Origin of the sequence: uncultured Bacteroides sp. (assembly GCF_958445495.1) — a bacterium.
Lineage (GTDB): Bacteria > Bacteroidota > Bacteroidia > Bacteroidales > Bacteroidaceae > Bacteroides.
Genome location: NZ_CAUCSQ010000001.1, coordinates 208,792 through 230,426, shown reverse-complemented (window position 1 = coordinate 230,426; position 21,635 = coordinate 208,792). Strand labels below are relative to the sequence as shown.

Genomic DNA, 21,635 nt, shown 5'->3' with positions numbered 1-21,635 from the left:
CCCTCCGGGTTGTTTGCCCAGGCATAACGGACTGCAAACGGGAGGGTAACTTCAGCGTTGCCCGTCAGAGATGGTAATCCTATAAGGCCCTCCTGCTTCCGGCGTGGCGACTTCCGTTTTCCACCGTCCTTGTCCGTCCGCTTTCACTGTGTATTCCTTCCGGTCCCAAGACGTTGTGATTTCCACTGTTTTCCCCGGTCGGGCGCTTCCCCATATCGGTGCTTCCGTCTGTTGCTGCAACACCATGTTGTCAGAAAATAAGGGCGATAACTTTACCTGCGCCTCCGCTGTCACGCTTATCAATAGCAATAGCCATGCAAAATGCCTGTTCATATCCATTTTTTTATTTATACGTTTTTTTATAATTGTCCAATGCCTTCAAAAATCTCTGGTAATTCTTGTTTTCTTTTAACGTCCAGCCCGTTTCCGCATATGCCGTGATGCGGGGGAACAGCAACCGGTCCATGTTTTCTACCGTCGGGATGAATTCTCCCCACATCTGGCAGCTCAGTCCCAATACCTGTTTCTCTTTTTCCCGTGCGATGCCTTCCGGGACGGGATGGAACCGGTAAGATTTCTCCAGAGGGATTTTCTCATAATCATAGTCGATGTAGGTAAACTCATGATAAGCATTCACTATGTCATACCCATTCTCAATCGCCTCTTTGACTAACGAATAATCACCTTTCCAGCAATGGACGATGGCATTTTTTGCCAGTTGCTCATTCATCACCTCCGTATCGGTGGCAGACTGGTAGTCATGTAGTTTGCTGCCGGTGATTTCAGCGAATGTTTCCTCATATACTCCCGCACGGCAGGCGATTCTTTCCACTGGTTGTATTTCACCTCATCCCCGCCGATGTGCACCACGGGCGAAGGAAACAGCGCTATCACTTCTTCCAGAATGTTTTTCAATGCCTCCACCACTTGCGGGTCTGCTATGTTGTAGGTATTGTAATGGACTCCGAATTTGCCCGGCACCTCTATGGGAGCATTCACTGTTCCGAGCCACGGATAAGACGCAATGGCGGCACTGGCATGTCCGAGCATCTCTATTCTATACTTCTAATGAGGGCAGAACATGCAAGATTCAGGCAGGTTTTAAGAAGCTTTCGGTATAAGTGAAATCGCAAAACCTCCACCGGATGCTGTGTTGATTTTCAACTTTGTTTTATGATTGACAGTCTTTGTCTCAATCACATAGTCTGTAGGGTTGTTCCGATAGTGAGCCTCCTTACCGTCACGATAAATCGTAGCGGTGTACTTTCGTCCCGCAGGAAGAAATGAGAAATCAATTGTCGCAACGCGGGGAGTTTCTCCATTAGTACCGCCAATGAACCAGTTGTCAACATTCTTTGCACGTCGGGCTACAGTTACATATTCCATCGGTTCGGCTTCGAGGTAGTGACTTTCATCCCAATCGAGTGCCACATCTTTAATAAACTGGAAAGCATCGAGATATTTCTCATAAGTTTCCGGAAGATCGGCAGCCATCTGAAGCGGACTCGACATCGTGACATATAACGAGAGCTGATTGGCAAGTGTGGTGTTCACCCACGATTTTTTATCCGGATTATACCGAGTTATATCATTCTCAAACAATCCCGGAGTATAATCCATCGGGCCGCCGATAAGACGGGTAAACGGGAGTATAGTCGTATGGCCCGGTTTACTTCCTCCAAAAGCTTGATATTCAGAACCGCGTGCAGATTCATTACCAATCAGATTGGGCCATGTCCGGCAAAGACCGGTGGGACGCACCGCCTCATGGGCATTTACCATAATTTTGTAAGCGGCTGCCTTTTCAACAGCATATTGGTAGTGATTGACCATCCGCTGAGTATAATGATGTTCACCTTTAGGTATTATATCACCCACATAACCGCTTTTAACGGCTTCATATCCATTATCCACCATAAATTGATATGCTTGGTCCATACGGCGTTCATAATTGCGTACAGCGCCAGATGTTTCGTGATGCATAATCATTTTTACGCCTTTAGATTTGGCATAATCTCGAATTTCCGGCAAATTAAAATCAGGGTAGGGAGTGACAAAATCAAATACATCTTCTTTAAAGTTACCGAACCAATCTTCCCAACCGACATTCCACCCTTCGACCAATACGGCATCAAAACCATGTTTGGCAGCAAAATCGATATACCGTTTCACATTCTCAGTAGTGGCTCCATGACGTCCATGAGGTTTAGCATGGGCATAATCTGTTTTTCCGAGATGGATGTTGGGGAAGTCCCATGTATAACTCCAATCGCTTTTGCCGGTAATCATCTCCCACCAAACACCTATGTACTTGGTAGGGGATATCCACGAAGTATCTTCGATTTTACATGGCTCATTCAGATTGAGCGTGATACGGGATGCGAGAATGTCGCGGGCATCGTCGGAAACAATGATGGTACGCCAAGGTGTGCAGCAATCACTTTGCATGTATGCCATATCCCCATTGACATCAGGCGTGAGCCACGACTTAAATACAAAATTTTTATCATCGAGATGGAGATGCATGGCCGGATAATTGACCAAAGCCGCTTCATGAAGATTAATATATAAGCCGGTATCGGTTTTCAGCATCAATGAGGTTTGTACACCGGTAGGTGAGAAGGACGTTTGTGACAGGTTATCGGAAATCGATTGTTCCATCAACCCACGTATTTCCGAAAGCCTGCTGCGTGTGTAATCATATTCCTGTGTATCATAATCCCCCGGAATCCAATAGGCTGTCATATCACCTGACATCGCAAACTCCGTACATTCATCTGTGATGACAAAATAACTCAATTCACGTTGCTGTGGGAATTCGTATCGAAAACCGAGTCCGTCATTAAAAAGCCTGAAACGTATAGACATCCGGCGGTTGGTGTCCGCCTGCTTGAGATCCACTACCATTTCATTGTAATGGTTACGGATGACTGATTCTTCTCCCCATACAGGTTTCCATGTTTCATTCAACGAATCATTCGTCACAGCAGTCACTTCAAACTTTTCAAGCAACTGATCTGAGTTTCTTAGTATAAATCCAAGGCCACTCGGCCTGATCACAGTTTTCCCCTTATAATACAACGCATATGTCGGACGCCCTTCGGAAGATAAAGAAAAGTTCATTTTCAGATTACCGTCAGGCGATGAAAACGGATGTCCGGCAGAGATAGACGTTGCACATACTAAACAAAATGCCAAACTTAAAGATTTACATAGTCGAGTTATCATAATTATCAAAATAATACAGAAGTTATATTTTAAACAATTTTACAGCAGCACCACCGCCACGAGCAATAGGAATTGAAAGCGTCGTGCCGGCAGTTACTTCACGGGTTTCAATTTCTACCGGATAAGGGTTCTTTTCCCAATCGGCATCACATCCGTCACGATAAATCACGGCTTTATATTTACTGCCGGTATCAAGAAATGAAAGACTGATATTGGCTATACGGGCTTCCGTACCAGTAGCGGTGGCCAGATACCATGAATTACCATCTTTGCTTTTACGGGCAACGGTTATATATTTTCCGATCTCAGCTTCCGGATAAACCGTTTTATCCCAGTCGATAGGACAGTCGCAAACAAACTGGAACGGACCGGGATTATTCTCATAATTCTCAATCATATCGGCGGCCATCTGGAGCGGTGAATAGAGAATCACAAACAGGGCCAGTTGTTTGGCAAGTGTCGTATTGGGATGTGTCTGCGGCATTGCTTTATTTTCAAAACTGAATATGACCGGAGTAAAGTCCATAGGACCGGCCAAACCTCGCGTGAATGGCAAGGTCACCGTATGTGCAGGCGGATTACCGCCTTCCTCATTCCACGCATTCCATTCCTGTCCGCGCACTCCTTCTTGAGTCATTAAATTCGGCCAAGTACGCTGTAATCCCGTAGGAATGACAGGCTCATGATTGTCGATGGCAATCTGGTATTTGGCGGCGGTTTCAATCACCTTACGATAATGTCTCACCCCGAACTGGCTGCTATGACGTTCTTTACCATCGAGCAGATCACCGACATAACCTGTTTTGACATAGTGCATACCGTTTCGCCGATAAAGTTCGAATCCGTCTTCCATCTGCCTTTCATAATTGGTAATACGCCCACCCGTTTCATGATGACCGATAAGGGTAACTCCTTTATTACGTCCATAGTCATTAATGCGTGTAATGTCAAAATCCTTATACGGATGCACGTAATCAAAATTCCACGACTTCCAATCAGGGTTCCAACCTTCCACCAACACTCCGCCAAAATTGTTCTTAGCAGCGAAGTCCATATAACGGAGCACATTTTCTGTTGTAGCCCCGTGCTGTGGTCCATCATACCATGTGTGGGTTTTCATGTGGTAACACCACCAAACACCGATATAACGTTGCGGCTTGATCCACGAAGTATCCGTTATCCGGCAAGGCTCATTCAAATTAAGCATGATACGTGAAAGCATCATATCACCGGCGTTGTCGGCGATGATCAGTGTACGCCACGGACTTACCCGTACATCAGTCACGAACACCTTCTCACCGCTGCTCCATGGTGTAAGTGCGGCACGAAGCGTATTGCTTCCAGGCGTAGCCTGTACATTCATGGCGGCGAAATCTGTCAAATTAGCTTCATGAAGAGCTAAATGCAGTCCTTTGTCAGTACGTATCGTGACCGGTGTACTTGCCCATCCTATCTCATCGATGGGAAGTTCACGGAACAAGCCTTCGTAGAAACGTATCCCTTCTACAGGAAGCGACCAGCTTGTATGCTTATCCGTAAAGGCAAATTCGGTAAGTTCATCCATAACTACAAAGTCGCCCAATTGTGCTTGCCGCGGAAACTCATAACGAAACCCGATACCGTCATTAAACACACGGAACACCACACTGATCTTACGAGTCGGAGCTATTTTTTTCTGCATGAGATCGACAACCATCTCATTATAGTTATTCTCTATAACTGATTCTTCACCCCAGACCGGATTCCACGATTCTGAAACAGTATTGCGCCGAATGCCGGTAACTGAAAATCCGGCAACCATATCGGGAATATCTTTTAGCTTTAGCCCCAATCTCGATTTCGACAATACCGTCTCTTTGCCACGAGTCACCTGATAAAAGATTTCTCCTTTCTTAGAAACCTCGAATGCTACCATTATATGTCCGTCAGGGGATGTTATGTGATAGGTCGTATTACCCATCATCAACAGACCCGAATAGACTACAAAGAGACAACTAATTAAAATTTTACGTATCATTTCAGTTCGATATAATCAATAAAGAACATTCCATTACCACTACCTTTACAGATATCAATGTCATTCATACCTTGCTCAAGCCTCACAGTCACAGTCTGATCTTTCCAAACATATTGCTCATTGAAAGAAACCTGCTCCTCGCTTCCATTCACCTTAATGATACCGGTCCCCGGAATATCGGAGGAAGCACGTCCACGTACTATAACTGTATAATCATCAGTCACAGGCACTTCTACAGCAAAGAGCACGGAAGCCCCCTCACCCGTAAAATCGCCCACAGAGCCGAACCCGTCGGAATTTTCGACAATCGGCGGCAAATCTGCATCGTCTATTGTCCAATCGTTTTTGCAAGACATCAGTCCTATGGCTATTATTGCCAAGAAGGGAAATATAATCTTTTTCATTGCGGTCGTTTCTTACAAATTAATAATCGGTTGTTATTTTCGAACTTTCACATTGCCACGCAGAGCGGCAACTTCAGCCTGATAACGTTTGCATGAAGATGTGATACGAAGAATGCGGCATCCATGTGCAGGTATATTCACTTTATAAACACCTTCAAAAGCGCCCAAATCGGAATGAGTCCAAAGATCACGTATATTGCTGACTTTGCCTTCTTTAATACCTAAATCACGCGAGAAATTGATAGACATATCCGAGGCTTCTTCCTCACGGTTGAACAATCCGACAATCCACTCGCCATTAGGCAATTGCCCCATCCATTTCGAGCTTGCAATTTCCGACGGATTACCCGACATCGGTCGTGCACTGAATCCCATCTTATTAAGAGCCAGGATTTCTTCATTCTGATAAAAACGCTCGCAACCGTTGGCTGTATCATACTGGTCGGCAATAGCGATGGGCGAACCGGTAATAGCCATCAATGATACCCAAAACTGGCGTTCCGTATCGCTTTCGCACGTATTCAGCCTGATAAAATCGCCATCCATCATAATTTGTCCACGAGCAGCAACATCACTGAATCCTACAAAGCCATCGAAAGCATTGCCCCATTGTGCCCAACGATTTTGTTGGACACCCCGACGACGGTTACTGATAAAATCCCATCCTCCACCGAACACGTCTTCACTGATACGAAAAAGATCGCCGTAGGGAATTTCGTTTGCTGCATGTTCGAAGCAGTTGGGCATGACCAAAGAAATGAAAATCTCATCACCTGCCTCCTCCTTAATCCACCGGAGAGCCTTCACATAGCGTTCCGTACCATAAGCGTCTTCATAATAGTTCAGGAAATCTATTCTGAGAAATGAAAATCCAAGGTCGATAAAATAGCGGACATATCCTTTTACCCACTGCTCGGCGCCTTCCTTATCTGTATCTACCCAATAAAGAAAATCGTTAAAATTAACATCCCCTTTGATGTCACGGGTGGTCTTTTCGGAACCTTTTACTTTCAGATTGCTCTCGTAGGCCTTTCTCGACATCCACAACGGGTCGTAATAAACCCCTGTTTTCAACCCTTTCTTCCTGTTATAATCAATCCAATAAGCAAAGTCGTGATTCCAACCATCGTTATATTTCGTAATGTACCCATTCTCATTAACAGTTTGTGCCCCCTCAATCCAGCCATCAGTACAAATCATATCGTAACCGTAGGAAAGAAAATTCTCGGCTACCCAATCTACAGACTTCTGATAGCGGTCTTCTGCCAATGGACTGTTGGTCACGTAACACTGTTCATACGCCATCCAATAAAGAGGACCAGCACCATGTCTCGTGAATTTACTATCGCGAGCACTGACTGCCATAGAAACGATGGCGAGCCCACACAAAAATATACTTTTAATATTCATTTTATTGTAATTTAATGGTTTAATACATTGAAAATCTACTCTGCTTTAAACACATAAAGTGTCATATCTTCTGCATCGACTTCGATACGATATTTACCACTGTTTTCTTGAGAAATACCCCATGATGCACTCAACGGATTGCCAGCTCCCCGGACTTTCTTTATCTTATAGACTCCGTTGTCCTCTACCAGCTCGCGATATCCGTCACTGTCACCTTTTTCAGGTATAAGGAAAGTTACCTGATCCCAATCCCCTTTGGAAGTGATGAAATTAAATTGCCGGTTTCCTTCATTCTCGGTATAATAAAGTTCCCCTTCCCAACTAAAACGCCCGGATGTTTCATCGTATGTCAGTTGTACTCCCGGATGATTGGAATCGGTCCCGGAATTTCCGGCAACTCCCAGCATGTACAGTTCGGTAATTTCCGGTTCATCGATGCCTTGTACTTTTTCTAATGTAACGGTTAAGGTCTCAACATTCACGCTTATTTTGTACACCCCACTACCGTCTTCTGGAATACCGAAAAACGCATCCTTCAATGTACCCTCACTCTGCGAACAACGTTGTAGTTTATAAGTACCCGGTTGTATGACTTCTATATAGCCATCGGCGGTTGCATTCTCCGGAACAAGAAATTCTACCTGGTCCCATTCTCCTTTTGCAGTACAGAACTTGAACTGTTTATTCTCCGTATTATAATTGATTTCGCCTTCCCATGTAAAGATATTCCCGTCTGCTGAATCCATACAGAATCCATCGGTTGAATACCATTTACCGGATGCATTTCCCAACATATAAAGCTCTGGCTCCAACTCTAAATCACTTAACCAGGTCACACTAATGGTAATGTTCTTTTTACCACCCGATGCATCTATGATAATTCTATAATTGCCGGGATACTCAATCTTCCATTTACTATCAGGATTGCCGGTCGGTACATATTCCACAGCTGGATCGGCCACACCCGATTTATTGATAACAGTTCCCGCTACGAGTGGCATAAGAAACTCGTCTTCAAACTTTCCGTTATTGTTGATCGGACACTTCATCTCTCCTAATCTGAGCGGACCTTCATACTGAAATACATTGGTCGAAATCATTTCCATTGGATAAGGGTTATTGATGTCCCAGCCTGATGGAGTCGCATCACCAATTATAAACAGTTGATTTAATTCAAATTCTTCCTCATCGAGTTTTTCTACCAGCACAACAGTAACTGTCATCTCTTTCACATTGAGAGTGATATCATAGATACCATCCTCTCCTTCACGAATACCCCAGAAATGATCGTCAAGATCTCCGGTCAGTTCGGAGCAAAGACGGGCACTATTAGGGGCGTCTTCTCCGTAGGTGGTATAGGCATACGATTTTCCACCTACCACGCCTGCCGAAGGAATAATATAATAGATTTCATTCCAGTTGCCTTGTGCCGTACAGAACTTGAATTGTTTATTGTCGTCATAATAACGTAATTTAGCCTGATAAGTAAATATGTTCGGATTGGATGTTTTCTCCATTGGAATAGCCTGATTAGATTCGAAATTGTTTTCTGCTCCATAACCAAGGATATAAATCTGTTTATAAAGTGCCGCATCACCTGTTTCAACAATTCTCAGTTTCTTTTCCGCATCACAGCCATTCAGCAGCATTGGGAAGAAGAATCCCATCATCAGCAATAAATAATCATATATTGTCTTCATCTTGTTCATTATTTAAAAGTTCGATAAATTCGTGACATCAATAACCGGGATTTTGTTTAAGGCTGTGGTTCGTTTCCAACGATTTGCGCGGAATGGGGAAAATTTTCGTATGGTCATCTTTATCGGGTGTCTTATCCCACCACGAACCCGTATTGAACTTTCCGAAACGAATCAAATCGATACGACGACGTCCTTCGCCGAGAAACTCACGTCCCCACTCATCCAGAAGCTCCTGTTCATCAAGCGTAACGCTTCCTTCCGGAATATAAAGGTATTCGTTCCACCTCTCTTGCGGATAGTTACGCTTACGCACGGAATTGAGCAAGCTCCCGGCTTTCGACGATTCCCCCAAACGGAAATGGCATTCGGCCAATGCATAAATGACTTCCGGAAGGCGTATTTCCACAAAGTCCGATTCCATCTGCCCGGATTCTTCATCACTATAGAGCGGATACTTTACGTAATGCCAGCCGGACTGATGATCTCCCGAACGAAGGTTACTGATCTTGTTGACAGGCCATTGATCGGGACGTAACCCTTTAAACTGTCCCACGGCATCACGGATATACAATTCATAACTGCCGTCGGGAGAGGTCATGTTCCCCCTCACTCCATTCTTCACAACAGGGATAGAACCGAATAAAAACATCCCCTCACGTTTGTTGTTACCCAAATTTTTGTAAAGTTTCAGCCTGACATCTTCGGGATAGTTACGGAATTTTTGAGCCGTATTGCCGAGTGTATAACTGTAAAGTTTACCATTCAGGTCATAACTTGGAGTAAGGGCGTATTTGCAGTTATGATCACCGCCTTCGCATTTGGAATCATTGACGTAATATTCCATCTGTTGCGGAACGCTCCACCAAAATGTATCGCCTTTGTAGAGCCAAAAGGTATAATTCTGGCTACTGGGAAACGCGAAGAGAACCTCATCGGAAGTATCGTTATTCCAATCAAACACTTCATCCCAACGGTCTGCCACCTGATAGATTCCATATTCCCCATCAACTATTTTTTGGGCATACATGGCACACTCTGTCCAATGTGCTTCTCCGATATATACCTCGGCATTCAGATACAAACGCACCAATAATGCCGCCACTCCGGCTTTGGTCCATTGCCCTTGTTCGTTACCATTACCGCCGGTACCCGACTTGGCATCAACAAGATTGAGGATTTCTATCAATTCCTTTTCTATGAAGGTAAATAACTCTTGGGGAGAGACTTGTCCACCGGAACTGCTTTTAGGATCGGAAGAAGTATAGAGAGGAACATTCCGGAACTTATCGAGCAAGCGTAGATACAGCCAAGCCCGAAGCGTACGATTCTGGGCTTTCAGATTGCTGAATTCCTGGTCGGAAAAGCCAAATTCAGCAGGATTCAACCTATTCAATTCATCTATAATGTAATTACTTTGCATAATACCGGTGTAGCAACCATCCCATTCCGTATCAATATATTGAGTCTCAGGATCCAACTCATGGTAGTGGAGAACTCTCCATTGTCCGGCATCGTCCCACCACCCATCACGTGTACAGGTCATTATTTGGTCTGCCGTCAATTCATTAAGAGGAATATTTGTTTGGATAGACCAATATGCATGTTCGAAGGGGCGAAGAGCAGCCCGTATGACATCTGTCCTGGTATTGTAGTAATTATCACTCATGACATCACTATATACCGTCTCACTCAAATCTGTGCATCCAGCTGTAATGACAGTGAAAACGCATCCGCCTATAATAGCCAATATTCTAGATTTCATGATTTTAAGATTTTATAAGTTTAAAAATCAAGTTGTACGCCGAGAACGAACTGGCGACAACTCGGATAATATGTACGTGAATCCATAGCTCCCGGAGTCAATCCATTTGTCTGTATGGAAGAAGGGTCTACCCCGCTGTAACGGGTGAAAGTGGCAAGATTCTTGGCCGTAAACGAAAATTTGACGGATTCAAGAAAACGAGATTCAACAGGCCATGTATATCCCAACGAAAGCATGTCGAGCTTTACATAATCTCCTTTTTCCAAATAATAATCAGTCACTACGTTTTTCCCTTTTATCATTGCGTTTTTTGTATATGCCTTTTGTAAGACATTACCTGTAAAACTCTGAGTGCCATAATAAAAATCATGTATATTGAAAATGTCATAATCGAACGCACCGCGGAAGAAAATGGAGAGATTCCAATTACGCCAACGGAAATTATGGGTCATCGATGCGGTAAACCTTGGCAGTCCGTTGCCGACAATCTGCTTATCGTCATCGGTTCCGTTAGCAGCAGGTTTTATATTGCCTTCCCGGTCATAAATCATAAACTCACCGTTTTTGTCGATGCCGGCATATTTCCACATATAGAAATTACCGATACGTTCCCCAGCAGAGATACGCTGTAAAGTATAATTCGGATAAGGGTCGCCAGTAGTCACCATATCGGAATAATCCTGTCCCACATATTCGGAATTACTGAAATTGACAAACTTATTATCCATCGTGGCTCCTACAAAGTCGATAGAGTAGTCGAAATCTTTTAACCGTACTGCGTCCCAATGAAGTTCGAATTCAAAGCCGGAATTTTTCATTGTTCCCACATTAACGAAAGTCGTGGCATGCAAATATGGTGGAACCGGGACATTATAATCCCCCAAAAGATCCTGCTGTTTACGGTTATAATAATTGAAAGAACCGGAGATTCGATAATTCAATAGTGAAAAATCAATGCCGATATTCCAGTTTTTCGCCTTCTCCCAATGCAGGTCAGTATTCACATTTTTACCAGGTCCCCACACTTGCAGCCATTGTCCGTTATAATAGTAATAGCCAAACCCAGACATGGTACTGAGTGATTTGTAGTTACCGAAATCTTGATTGCCAGTTTCACCGTAATCACCACGGATTTTCAAATCATTAATCCAATCTATATCCTGCATAAACAGTTCCTCTGATATACGCCAACCTGCTGAAACGGCAGGAAAATTTCCCCACTTATGGTCTCTGCCGAATTTTGAAGAGCCTTCATGCCGCAGTGAAGCGGTCAGCAGGTAGCGGCCTTTCCAGTCATAGCTGATACGACCAAAGAAGGCTATTAACTTAGAATCTTCGGCCCATGAGCCCATTCCTACATGACCTTCCTCCTTAGCCCAATCGCCCGTACCGAGATTATTGGCACCTATGCCGTCGTTTACAAAGTCTTTATTCTCGCCTGAGATATTCTGATCTTTTATGTACTGATAAGAATAACCGGCCATAGCCTTTACATGATGTCCGCCGAATGAACCGCTGTAGTTGGTAATCCATTCCAGGATACGTTGGGACTGTTTTGCATATTTGCGCGATCCTTCACCGGAATATCCTTGGGCCATTGCCTGCGTAGAGGTAGAAGGACGGAACCAATAATCGAAATTTGATGATTCGTGTCCGGCAAATGTAATCTGTGTATCCAAAATGTGCCCATTTTCAGAATCTTTCCACAACAAAGGCAACAAGTTAAGTTTAGCGGTAGCATCATAGTCTAACAGTTTCGTTTCCGAAGTATTCTCTTCAAGATTGAGCAACTCCACAGGATTATATCCGGCAGATTGGCCGATGATTGCGGTATATTGTCCAGGATTATCTACATCCATAATAGGAGTCGTGGGATTAATCTCCAACGCATTGCGAAATACATCCCAAGATGAGTTTTTGCGCTTAATAAGCCTTGGGATAACATTGGCCGTAAAAGTGAAGAGCCCGTTGCGTGTTGTCTGTTGTATGCCTGCCCTTGCACCGTATTCTTCCCGCGACGAATACAAATCCACTCCGTCAGCCTTACGATAATCAACCGATACACGATAGTTATTCTTATTGTTCCCTCCGCTGAGCGATAGTGTATGTTGATGCATCCAACCTGTTCTTGTCACAGCATCCAACCAATCATCATTCCCGCCGAGATCATTCCCGTAACCACCCGGAATACGTAATGCACGATATTGTTTGGCAGTAAGCATGTCTAATTCATGATTTGCAACACTTGCCGAAACCGTTCCTATATAAGACGTATGCACCTGCCCGTCACGCACTCCTTTCTTGGTTGTCACAAGAATCACTCCGTTAGAACCACGTGTTCCGTAAATAGCAGCCGCCGCTCCATCTTTAAGTATGTCAAAACTGGCTATATCGTTGGGGTTGATATTCGTAAGATTTCCGCCGGGAATTCCGTCAATCACAATCAAAGGACCGGTTCCGGCACTTCTCGACGATACACCACGAATCTGGATACTGGCTTGATTGTTGGGATCGGCTGCACCGGTATTAGTAATCGATACACTCGGCACTTTACCTTGAATCATCATAGATACATCGAGAGAAGTAGACTTCAGAAAATCTTTCTCATTGATATGGGATATGGAAGAAGTCAACTCCTTCTTATCCATAGTACCATAGCCGATCACCACCACTTCATTGAGTTGTTCACTATCTGGTAATAGCTTGATAGTGAGTTTTCTCATTCCATTAACCGAAACAGCCAGATTCTTATAACCGACATAACTGATTTCCAATACTGCTTCAGGTAAAATTCCTGTAAAAGAAAAGTTGCCATTGATATCCGTGGCGCAAGCTTGTGAAGCTACACCTTTCACCCTGACAGTTGCACCGATGAGCGGTTCGTCAGTCTCTGCGTCTACAACTGTTCCCGAAACATTGATCGACTGTGCAAACGACACAGTTGTCCAACCAGACAGGACCAACAAGGTTAACAATAATACAAATCTTGATAGTAAATTTTTCATGGATATGATATTAAATTATAAGATTAAAAACTCTATCACAAAAATATAAGGCAATTATGTAAGATAAAAGCACAAAACTGACAATTAAGAAAAATAAAATGAGTAATAAGGTGATAACCAGCTTATTACTCATTGTTCTCCTATATAATAATTAAGGTCTTATAAAGATTTTCTCAGACGCTGTAACCGGGTTTATTCCTCACGGTTTGGGAATTGCCATAATATAATCATCAAACTCCTCTTTAGGAACAAGCGTTTTAGCTTTGGTCTTAGCTTTATATACATATATCGTGTTGGTAGACAGATTAAGGTATTTAGCCACATCCGTCGGATTGTCAATACCTAAACGCATCAGAGCAAAAATTCTTATTTCAGTGGACAATGCACCGGAACTATCGATGCTGACCTGATGTTCTTTGGGGAATAGTTTGTTGTATTCATCGACGAAATTAGGAAACATTTTCATGAAAGCCCTATCAAAAGCCGAAAATAACCGTTGCCATTCCTTTTTAACTCCCATATCGTACAACAGATATTTCACTTCATCATATTTCCTGTCATTCAACTTACGTATAGCAGTTTTACTCATTTCGGCTACTTCGTTTACATATTGATTGGCTTTGATGGATTCGATGATGTAACGGTCTTTGATTTCATTCACTTCTTTCAGCCTCGAATTCAGCTCAGAGAGTTGTTCATTAGATTTGTCGAGTTCTTCGGTTTTACTACGGATAGCCACATTTGACTCACTCAGACTTCTATTGCGTCTTCTAATTTTGGCATACATCAAAAACAGAAGAAAAAGCAACAGAACAAATAGTGAAATGGCATATATTAACATGGTTTTTGTATTGCGAAGCCACATATAACGTGCATTTTCTATTGATGGAAGAACCGAGTTGACCTCAATCTGCCGAATCCGTGAATTATAGGTTTCGGCATCGTCAAGAGCCAAATGAATATACCGGCTTGCCCGACTGAGATCGCCGCGTTGCTGCATTAATATAGCAAGGTCTTTTGCTGCTGTATTTTCCCGGGTCGATGAGCGAATATCATAAATCACTGCAAGGGCAGCGAAGTATATGGCAGAATCCACTTCCTCCACACTTTTATATGTATTACTCAGCAGGGAACAGTTGATTGCTTTTTGATGATCATTTAAATGATGGGTCGTAAGCAACCGGAGGCGTTCATCAATCGATTCCCTCGGCAGAGACTCCCATATCGTCTTTTTCTCAATAGCTGCATAATCATGTTCATAGCTGCCGACAGGGGCCAGAGACAAAATACTGTCATAACATGCTTCTCTTGAATAGGCATAACGAATGCCCAACTTAGATTCACGTCCTACATACGACTCCAGATTCTGAAACATACGCGCTTTTAAGATATAATAGTGCGGCAGAACCGTTTTGGGAATAGTAGCGATTTCAATCAACTTATCCACTTCAGCAGCTTCCTTAAAGAAGCCCACCGAGGTGTAACAGTCAAGGAGAGCTATATACGCTAGAACAAGTTCTGACCGATTGTGATTTTCAATAGCAATCTCATACATCCTGTCGGCGTAGGCATACACTGAATCAAACTGATAGTTTTGATATTCGCTATACAGAATGCTGCACAAGTCGAAACGGGATTCGCCACGGGGCAAATTAGCCAACTTGTTTTTAAGTAAAACCAACTGTCTTTCCTTTACCGCGATATAACTGTGACGATTGTCGATTTCTGTATCAAGGGCAGATAATACCGAATCTATTTGTACAGGTATTACTGCGCCGACCGGTATAATAACAAAACCGAATACTATGCACAGTAAAACGGGTCTGATAACTTGGTAATGTAACGAATATAAAATAGAATATGCATCCATATAAACACTTCTTTTGTGGAAATAGGTAACATGTTAATAAAAGGACTTTGCAAAAGTAACAATACTTCGATAAATTTTTGCGGGGAATTTAAATGTTAAACAACAGAATCGACTTACACCGGTTTAAAATACACACAAGTGTTCATTGAAATATTGTCGAAAACGAATAGACAAGCAGAAAGAATCATGTGTTGAAAAAGTTTTCATGGACACGATGAAATTATTCATAGCCATATCTGAACGTATCAACTTCTTACAGTTGGGAAGGTACGGAAAATTCTTCAGGCAGACCTACTGCAACTATTTCGGGAATGACTCTTTCCAGCCGATTCTGGAATGACACAGTCCTATTCTATCTGACATTGGAAAAAAACGGAACGTGCAGATACTCCAAATGACATGACAGAAGGAACGACTTCAGGAATCTGGATACATCCAGATGTACAGAACTCCAAACAGACAAGGGCAGGCTGTACGGATTGGAAGTCTATTCAAAGGCTCTTAAGTATTTTGTATCTTTTGCCGTATGGTATTTTGAAGGAGAGAGGACGGATAGATAAGCTTTACTTTTTCAACTGACCGAAATCTGTCGGTCTGTGATGTTCCGGACTATTATAGGACACGCTTCCAGTTGGAATTCTGATTCAAGGACAGTGAGCAGGAATAACAAACTGTCGGTCGACCGACTTCAAAACTGGCTTTACACTTCAACGTATCACTCTTCGTAATCAATCTCGCCAAGGCTATATGTAAAAGGATAGAAATTCCGTATTTCATATCCACCTACAAATCGTAATACACAATGCTTATATGGATGTCCCGTTTTTCAAGGCTGTATCATAATAAATCGTTTCTTGAATTGCTTTGACAATCTCATCAAATTTATTCCGATTCGTTTTCTTTTACCTGCACATATCACTGAAATTGTTTTTAAATGACGTAACTATATGAATGGTTTCGTATTCATTTGTCCTGATTGTCCGTATTATTCAATATTGGACTGACATACACTCACGCTTTTTATAACTGTTAATTCCATTGTTTTGTATTGGTGGTAAATTTAAAACGATTTACCTCATTATTCTTACCGAAAAAAACACAGGAGTCGGTTTTCTTGTCCTTAGGTGCTCCTTTGATATCTCTAAAAAATAAAACCGCTAACTAATTGATAGTTAACGGTTTTAATGTGGAGCGTACGAGACTCGAACTCGTCACCTCGACACTGCCAGTGTCGCGCTCTAGCCAGATGAGCTAACGCCCCCTTTAATGTTCTATAATTGATAACATTTGCAAACGAATCATTTTTACGCCGCAAATATAATGCAATATTCTGAAATAATTGCTATGTTTGCGACAAATAATATAAAAAAAGATATGCTGATTTATAATACGACTTTTCAAGTGGATGATGATGTTCGCGATAACTTTCTGATTTGGATAAAAGAGTCTTATATTCCTGAGGTGCAGAAGCACGGCATATTGAAAACACCGCGTATGTGCCGGATACTGAGCCATCAGGAAGAGGGAAGCGCCTATTCTTTGCAGTGGGAAGTGGAGAGTAGCAAATTGTTGCATCGTTGGCATCTGGAACAGGGAGTACGTCTGAATGAGGAACTTACGAAGATATTCAAGGATAAAGTAATCGGATTTCCCACTTTAATGGAGGTAGTAGAGTGATACAACCGGTAAAGGAGAAGATAATTTTAGGTATTGACCCCGGTACGACCATCATGGGATACGGAATTATCAGAATCAGAGGGACCCGGCCGGAAATGGTCGCGATGGGGATTATCGATTTGCGCAAATTTGCTAACCACTACCTGAAATTGCGCCATATCCATGAACGGGTATTGGGCATTATCGAAAGCTACCTGCCGGACGAACTTGCTATTGAAGCCCCGTTTTTCGGCAAGAATGTACAGTCGATGTTGAAACTGGGGCGTGCACAGGGAGTAGCGATGGCGGTGGCGTTGAGCCGTGACATACCAATCACTGAATACGCGCCGCTGAAAATCAAGATGGCTATTACCGGAAACGGGCAGGCGTCGAAGGAACAGGTGGCGGATATGTTACAGCGGATGCTTCATCTTTCCAAAGAAGATATGCCCGTTTTTATGGATGCGACGGACGGGCTGGCAGCCGCTTATTGCCATTTCCTGCAGATGGGACGGCCGGTTCCGGAAAAAGGATATAACAGTTGGAAAGACTATGTGGCGAAGAATCCGGATAAAGTAAAATGATTGATAAGGTTTGGTTTATGACCTCCTGACCGTGCGGGTGATTCGTAAACCGTAATATAGGATATGTATGAGAACTAATTGTTTGGTAATATTGGGAGCGACTACGGTGACAGCGGTAATGAGTTGTTCCCCGGTGAAAAAAGGCTATACTTCTTATGAATTATATCCGGTTCGTCCGGGGAATCTGATAGAAATGGAATATACCCCTGCGGTGACAAAGTTTACTCTTTGGGCTCCTACGGCTGATGAGGTGCGCCTGATGCTTTATGATGAGGGTGAAGGAGGGCACGCTTATGAGACGGTGAAGATGAAACCGGGAGAGAACGGCACGTGGGAAGCGGCGGTGAATAAAGACCTGGTAGGCAAGTTCTATACTTTTAATGTTAAAATCAATGATAAATGGCAGGGAGATACGCCGGGAATCAATGCCCGTGCTGTCGGAGTGAACGGCAAGCGCGCCGCTATCATCGATTGGAAGTCAACAGACCCGGAAGGCTGGGAAGACGACCGGCGTCCTCCGCTAAAGTCCGCTTCCGACATGATTATTTATGAAATGCATCACCGTGATTTCTCCATAGATTCTACTTCCGGAGTAAAAAATAAGGGGAAATTCCTCGCGCTGACCGAACACGGGACAATGAATTCCGATAAATATCTGACCGGTATCGACCATCTGATAGAACTGGGAGTCACACACGTGCATTTGCTCCCTTCCTGCGATTACGCCTCCATAGACGAAACCAAACTGGATGAGAACCGTTATAACTGGGGGTATGACCCGCAAAATTACAATGTGCCCGACGGCTCTTATTCTACCGACCCGTATCAGCCCGCTACCCGCATCAGGGAGTTTAAACAGATGGTGCAGGCATTGCATAAAGCCGGTATCCGGGTGATAATGGATGTGGTCTATAATCATACTTTCAATACCTTGGAGAGTAATTTCGAACGTACCGTTCCCGGCTATTTTTACCGGCAGAAGGAAGACGGCTCGTTGGCAAACGGTTCGGGGTGCGGAAATGAGACTGCAAGCGAACGGCCGATGATGCGTAAATTCATGATAGAATCCGTCCTTTACTGGGTGAATGAATACCATATCGACGGCTTCCGTTTTGATTTGATGGGCATCCATGATATTGAAACGATGAATGAAATCCGGAAAGCGGTGAATGCCGTCGACCCGACCATCTGCATCTACGGGGAAGGATGGGCGGCGGAGGCTCCTCAGTATCCGGCGGATTCGCTAGCTATGAAAGGAAATGTGTCCCGTATGCCGGGAATCGCTGTCTTTTCGGACGAATTGCGTGACGGGCTTTGCGGCCCCGTGTGGGAAAAAGAGAAAGGAGCTTTCCTTGCCGGGCTTCCGGGAGGTGAGGAGAGTGTCAAGTTCGGCATCGTTGGGGCGGTGGAACATCCGCAAGTACGGTATGATTCGGTGAATTATAGCCGGAAGCCGTGGGCGGAACAGCCTGGGCAGATGATTAGTTATGTCTCTTGCCACGATGGTTTATGCCTTGTAGACCGGTTGAAGGCAAGCATGCCGGGGATTACTCCCGAACAGCTTGTCCGTCTTGATAAATTGGCGCAGACAGTCGTGTTTACTTCACAAGGCATTCCTTTTATCTATGCCGGTGAGGAAATAATGCGCGACAAGAAAGGGATAGATAACAGCTATAAGAGCCCGGATGCCGTAAATGCCATTGACTGGCGGAATAAGACTGCCTACGGAGATCTTCTCATGTATTATAAACGGTTGATTGACCTTCGTAAATCTCATCCGGCTTTCCGTATGGGAGATGCGGAGATGGTCCGGAAGCACCTGGAGTTCCTGCCTGTAGACGGGAAGAACCTGATTGCATTCCGTTTGAAAGACCATGCGAACAATGACCGGTGGGGAGATATTATCGTCGCTTTTAATTCCCGGCTTACTCCTGCGCGTCTGGAGGTTCCTGCCGGTAAATATACAGTGGTATGCAAAGACGGCGTGATAGATGTGCGCGGGTTGGGAATACAGACAGGCACGGAAGTTATAATCCCCGGCCAGTCCGCATTGATTATGCATAAATAACTTTCGGCGGAAAGCGGGTTGCAAGCCGCGGGTGTCCGGGCCTATGGATTTACCGGACAACGCGATATGATAAGAATATGTTTGTAATCCGGTTGATTCTGTGATAAAATTGTTACCTTTGCGGTCGATTATGAAACAGAATAAAAGAATATGAGTCAAAATACATTCAGCATGGCGGGGGGCGTGGCACGCAACCCGCTTGTGCGTTTAGCCAAACCCGTTACGGTAACTGTCGGGGCGGACGAACACATTGCTATCGTAGGGCCTAACGGCAGCGGTAAAAGCCTTTTTGTAGATACCTTAATCGGGAAATACCCGTTGCGCGAGGGGACGCTGCAATATGATTTTGCTCCTTCGGCGACTCGGACCGTTTATGATAATGTGAAATATATCGCCTTCCGTGATACGTACGGAGCCGCTGACGCCAACTATTACTATCAGCAACGCTGGAATGCGCACGACCAGGACGAGGCGCCGGATGTTCGTGAAATGTTGGGGGAGATTAAAGACGAGCGGCTTAAAAATGAACTGTTCGGGCTTTTCCGTATCGAGCCGTTGCTTGACAAAAAAATCATCCTTCTTTCCAGTGGGGAATTGCGGAAATTCCAGTTGACAAAGACGTTGTTGACGGCTCCCCGGATATTGATAATGGACAACCCGTTTATCGGGCTGGATGCTCCTACCCGTGAATTGCTGTTTTCTTTGCTCGAACGGCTGGCGAAACTCTCGTCGGTGCAAATCATTCTGGTACTTTCCATGTTGGACGACATACCTTCATTTATCACCCATGTCATTCCTGTGGACAAGATGGAGGTTTTTCCTAAAATGGAGCGTGAGGATTATCTGGCGGCTTTTCGTTCGAGGGATGCTGCCGTTTCTTTTGACGGTTTGCAGCAACGTATCATCGGTTTGCCTTATGACGGCGTTCGTTATGATTCCGACGAAGTGGTAAAATTGAACAAGGTGAGTATCCGTTACGGCGACCGCACCATCCTTAAAGAACTTGACTGGACGGTGCGTCGCGGTGAGAAGTGGGCGTTGAGCGGTGAGAACGGGGCCGGTAAATCGACTTTGTTGAGCCTTGTCTGTGCGGATAACCCGCAATCGTACGCTTGCGATATCAGTCTCTTCGGCCGTAAAAGGGGAACCGGGGAGAGCATTTGGGAAATCAAGAAACATATCGGTTATGTCAGTCCGGAGATGCACCGGGCTTACCTCAAGAACCTGCCCGCTATCGAGATTGTAGCCAGCGGCCTGCATGACAGCATCGGCCTGTATAAGCGTCCTCAGCCCGGACAGATGGCTATTTGTGAGTGGTGGATGGATATATTCGGCATTGCAGCCCTGAAAGATAAGCCTTTCCTGCAACTTTCGAGCGGCGAACAGCGGTTGGCGCTGCTTGCCAGGGCTTTCGTAAAAGATCCGGAACTGTTGATTCTGGACGAGCCGCTGCATGGCCTGGATACTTACAACCGACGTCGCGTGAAGAAGATTATCGAGGCTTTCTGCCGGCGTAAAGACAAGACGATGATTATGGTGACCCATTATGAATCGGAACTTCCTGATATAATAACCGACCGTATTTTTTTAAGGAGGAATGAAGCGCCGGAAATCGGGGATTCCGGCGAATAAATCGAAAGAAATCGGCGGTAGGCATTTTTATTACAATTCTAATATTTTTCAATAAAACTCCGGTGCGCACGCTTCCACCGGCAATCGTCAGGAATGGAAGGAATAAGGCGGGTTATCCTTAAATAGGATAGGTGGAGAGAGGTGTAAGGAGTTATATCATCACTCGAAATATACGGAGGGGGCTGTCTCAAAATGGAAAAACGGGGCAGCCTTCCTTATATTATTATTTATCAAGCTATAACATAAAAATCCCTGCTATTTTAGCCTTGTTTCATCGCCGTGCAAGGCAGGATAGGGGG

Annotated in this window: 15 protein-coding genes, 1 tRNA gene and 1 pseudogene; 5 read left to right on the top strand and 12 right to left on the bottom strand. The window is 44.2% G+C overall.

The annotated features are described in order from the left end of the window. Positions 1–54 precede the first annotated feature (54 nt). The 11 genes and pseudogenes from Q5076_RS00970 to Q5076_RS00920 form a co-directional block, all read right to left on the bottom strand. Positions 55–333: pseudogene (locus tag Q5076_RS00970) on the bottom strand (9-O-acetylesterase); the annotation flags it as partial. Between the two features lie 10 nt (positions 334–343). Further along, positions 344–832, bottom strand: coding sequence for a family 20 glycosylhydrolase (locus tag Q5076_RS00965; RefSeq protein ID WP_303010338.1), 489 nt, complete (start codon positions 830–832; stop codon positions 344–346). After that, on the bottom strand, positions 730–1,050 hold the full coding sequence (locus Q5076_RS00960) for a family 20 glycosylhydrolase (protein ID WP_303010337.1): 321 nt from the start codon (positions 1,048–1,050) through the stop codon (positions 730–732). Before Q5076_RS00960 ends, Q5076_RS00965 begins: the two co-directional genes overlap by 103 nt. A gap of 51 nt (positions 1,051–1,101) precedes the next feature. Further along, a complete protein-coding gene (locus Q5076_RS00955) occupies positions 1,102–3,228 on the bottom strand; it encodes a glycoside hydrolase family 97 protein (RefSeq protein ID WP_303010336.1) in 2,127 nt (708 codons plus the stop codon). 22 nt (positions 3,229–3,250) lie between these two features. Continuing rightward, positions 3,251–5,245, bottom strand: coding sequence for a glycoside hydrolase family 97 protein (locus tag Q5076_RS00950; protein WP_303010335.1), 1,995 nt, complete (start codon positions 5,243–5,245; stop codon positions 3,251–3,253). Then, complete coding sequence (locus Q5076_RS00945) at positions 5,242–5,649, bottom strand: CBM35 domain-containing protein (protein WP_303010334.1); 408 nt, start codon at positions 5,647–5,649, stop codon at positions 5,242–5,244. Before Q5076_RS00945 ends, Q5076_RS00950 begins: the two co-directional genes overlap by 4 nt. 33 nt (positions 5,650–5,682) lie before the next feature. Then, positions 5,683–7,059: a hypothetical protein gene (locus Q5076_RS00940; protein ID WP_303010333.1), complete on the bottom strand. Its 1,377-nt coding sequence runs from the start codon at positions 7,057–7,059 to the stop codon at positions 5,683–5,685. Between the two features lie 35 nt (positions 7,060–7,094). Further along, complete coding sequence (locus tag Q5076_RS00935; protein ID WP_303010332.1) at positions 7,095–8,759, bottom strand: SusF/SusE family outer membrane protein; 1,665 nt, start codon at positions 8,757–8,759, stop codon at positions 7,095–7,097. Positions 8,760–8,796: 37 nt separating this feature from the next. Further along, positions 8,797–10,521: a RagB/SusD family nutrient uptake outer membrane protein gene (locus Q5076_RS00930; protein WP_303010331.1), complete on the bottom strand. Its 1,725-nt coding sequence runs from the start codon at positions 10,519–10,521 to the stop codon at positions 8,797–8,799. A gap of 20 nt (positions 10,522–10,541) precedes the next feature. Next, positions 10,542–13,526 (bottom strand): SusC/RagA family TonB-linked outer membrane protein, encoded by a 2,985-nt coding sequence (locus Q5076_RS00925; protein WP_303010330.1) that lies wholly within the window; start codon positions 13,524–13,526, stop codon positions 10,542–10,544. Positions 13,527–13,725: 199 nt separating this feature from the next. Then, positions 13,726–15,207, bottom strand: coding sequence for a DUF6377 domain-containing protein (locus tag Q5076_RS00920; RefSeq protein WP_303010329.1), 1,482 nt, complete (start codon positions 15,205–15,207; stop codon positions 13,726–13,728). 394 nt (positions 15,208–15,601) lie between these two features. Between Q5076_RS00920 and Q5076_RS00915 the strand changes: the two genes are divergently transcribed. Further along, positions 15,602–15,736 carry a hypothetical protein gene (locus tag Q5076_RS00915; RefSeq protein ID WP_303010328.1) on the top strand — a complete coding sequence of 45 codons (135 nt, stop codon included), beginning with the start codon at positions 15,602–15,604 and terminating at the stop codon, positions 15,734–15,736. Positions 15,737–16,583: 847 nt separating this feature from the next. Here the strand turns inward: Q5076_RS00915 and Q5076_RS00910 are convergent. Continuing rightward, a tRNA-Ala gene (locus tag Q5076_RS00910) sits at positions 16,584–16,657 on the bottom strand. A gap of 113 nt (positions 16,658–16,770) precedes the next feature. On the opposite strand from Q5076_RS00910, the gene Q5076_RS00905 reads away from it, so the two are divergent. The 4 genes from Q5076_RS00905 to Q5076_RS00890 all read left to right on the top strand — a co-directional run bounded on the left by Q5076_RS00905 (position 16,771) and on the right by Q5076_RS00890 (position 21,336). Beyond that, positions 16,771–17,073 carry a DUF4286 family protein gene (locus Q5076_RS00905; RefSeq protein ID WP_303010327.1) on the top strand — a complete coding sequence of 101 codons (303 nt, stop codon included), beginning with the start codon at positions 16,771–16,773 and terminating at the stop codon, positions 17,071–17,073. Then, positions 17,070–17,636 (top strand): crossover junction endodeoxyribonuclease RuvC, encoded by a 567-nt coding sequence (gene ruvC, locus Q5076_RS00900; RefSeq protein WP_303010326.1) that lies wholly within the window; start codon positions 17,070–17,072, stop codon positions 17,634–17,636. Before Q5076_RS00905 ends, ruvC begins: the two co-directional genes overlap by 4 nt. Positions 17,637–17,703: 67 nt before the next feature. After that, the gene (gene pulA, locus Q5076_RS00895) at positions 17,704–19,704 is read left to right on the top strand and encodes a type I pullulanase (protein WP_303010325.1); all 2,001 of its coding nucleotides are present in this window, start codon (positions 17,704–17,706) and stop codon (positions 19,702–19,704) included. Positions 19,705–19,854: 150 nt separating this feature from the next. After that, entirely contained in the window at positions 19,855–21,336 is a 1,482-nt protein-coding gene (locus tag Q5076_RS00890) for an ATP-binding cassette domain-containing protein (protein ID WP_303010324.1), read from the top strand. The last annotated feature ends 299 nt before the right edge of the window (positions 21,337–21,635 follow it).

Excerpts from the sequence above, each read along its gene's own strand:
- Q5076_RS00960 (WP_303010337.1), bottom strand. The coding sequence starts at position 1,050 with ATGCTCGGACATGCCAGTGCCGCCATTGCGTCTTATCCGTGGCTCGGA.
- Q5076_RS00955 (WP_303010336.1), bottom strand. The coding sequence starts at position 3,228 with ATGATAACTCGACTATGTAAATCTTTAAGTTTGGCATTTTGTTTAGTA.
- Q5076_RS00950 (WP_303010335.1), bottom strand. The coding sequence starts at position 5,245 with ATGATACGTAAAATTTTAATTAGTTGTCTCTTTGTAGTCTATTCGGGT.
- Q5076_RS00945 (WP_303010334.1), bottom strand. The coding sequence starts at position 5,649 with ATGAAAAAGATTATATTTCCCTTCTTGGCAATAATAGCCATAGGACTG.
- Q5076_RS00940 (WP_303010333.1), bottom strand. The coding sequence starts at position 7,059 with ATGAATATTAAAAGTATATTTTTGTGTGGGCTCGCCATCGTTTCTATG.
- Q5076_RS00935 (WP_303010332.1), bottom strand. The coding sequence starts at position 8,759 with ATGAAGACAATATATGATTATTTATTGCTGATGATGGGATTCTTCTTC.
- Q5076_RS00930 (WP_303010331.1), bottom strand. The coding sequence starts at position 10,521 with ATGAAATCTAGAATATTGGCTATTATAGGCGGATGCGTTTTCACTGTC.
- Q5076_RS00925 (WP_303010330.1), bottom strand. The coding sequence starts at position 13,526 with ATGAAAAATTTACTATCAAGATTTGTATTATTGTTAACCTTGTTGGTC.
- Q5076_RS00915 (WP_303010328.1), top strand. The coding sequence starts at position 15,602 with ATGGACACGATGAAATTATTCATAGCCATATCTGAACGTATCAACTTC.
- Q5076_RS00905 (WP_303010327.1), top strand. The coding sequence starts at position 16,771 with ATGCTGATTTATAATACGACTTTTCAAGTGGATGATGATGTTCGCGAT.
- pulA (WP_303010325.1), top strand. The coding sequence starts at position 17,704 with ATGAGAACTAATTGTTTGGTAATATTGGGAGCGACTACGGTGACAGCG.
- Q5076_RS00890 (WP_303010324.1), top strand. The coding sequence starts at position 19,855 with ATGAGTCAAAATACATTCAGCATGGCGGGGGGCGTGGCACGCAACCCG.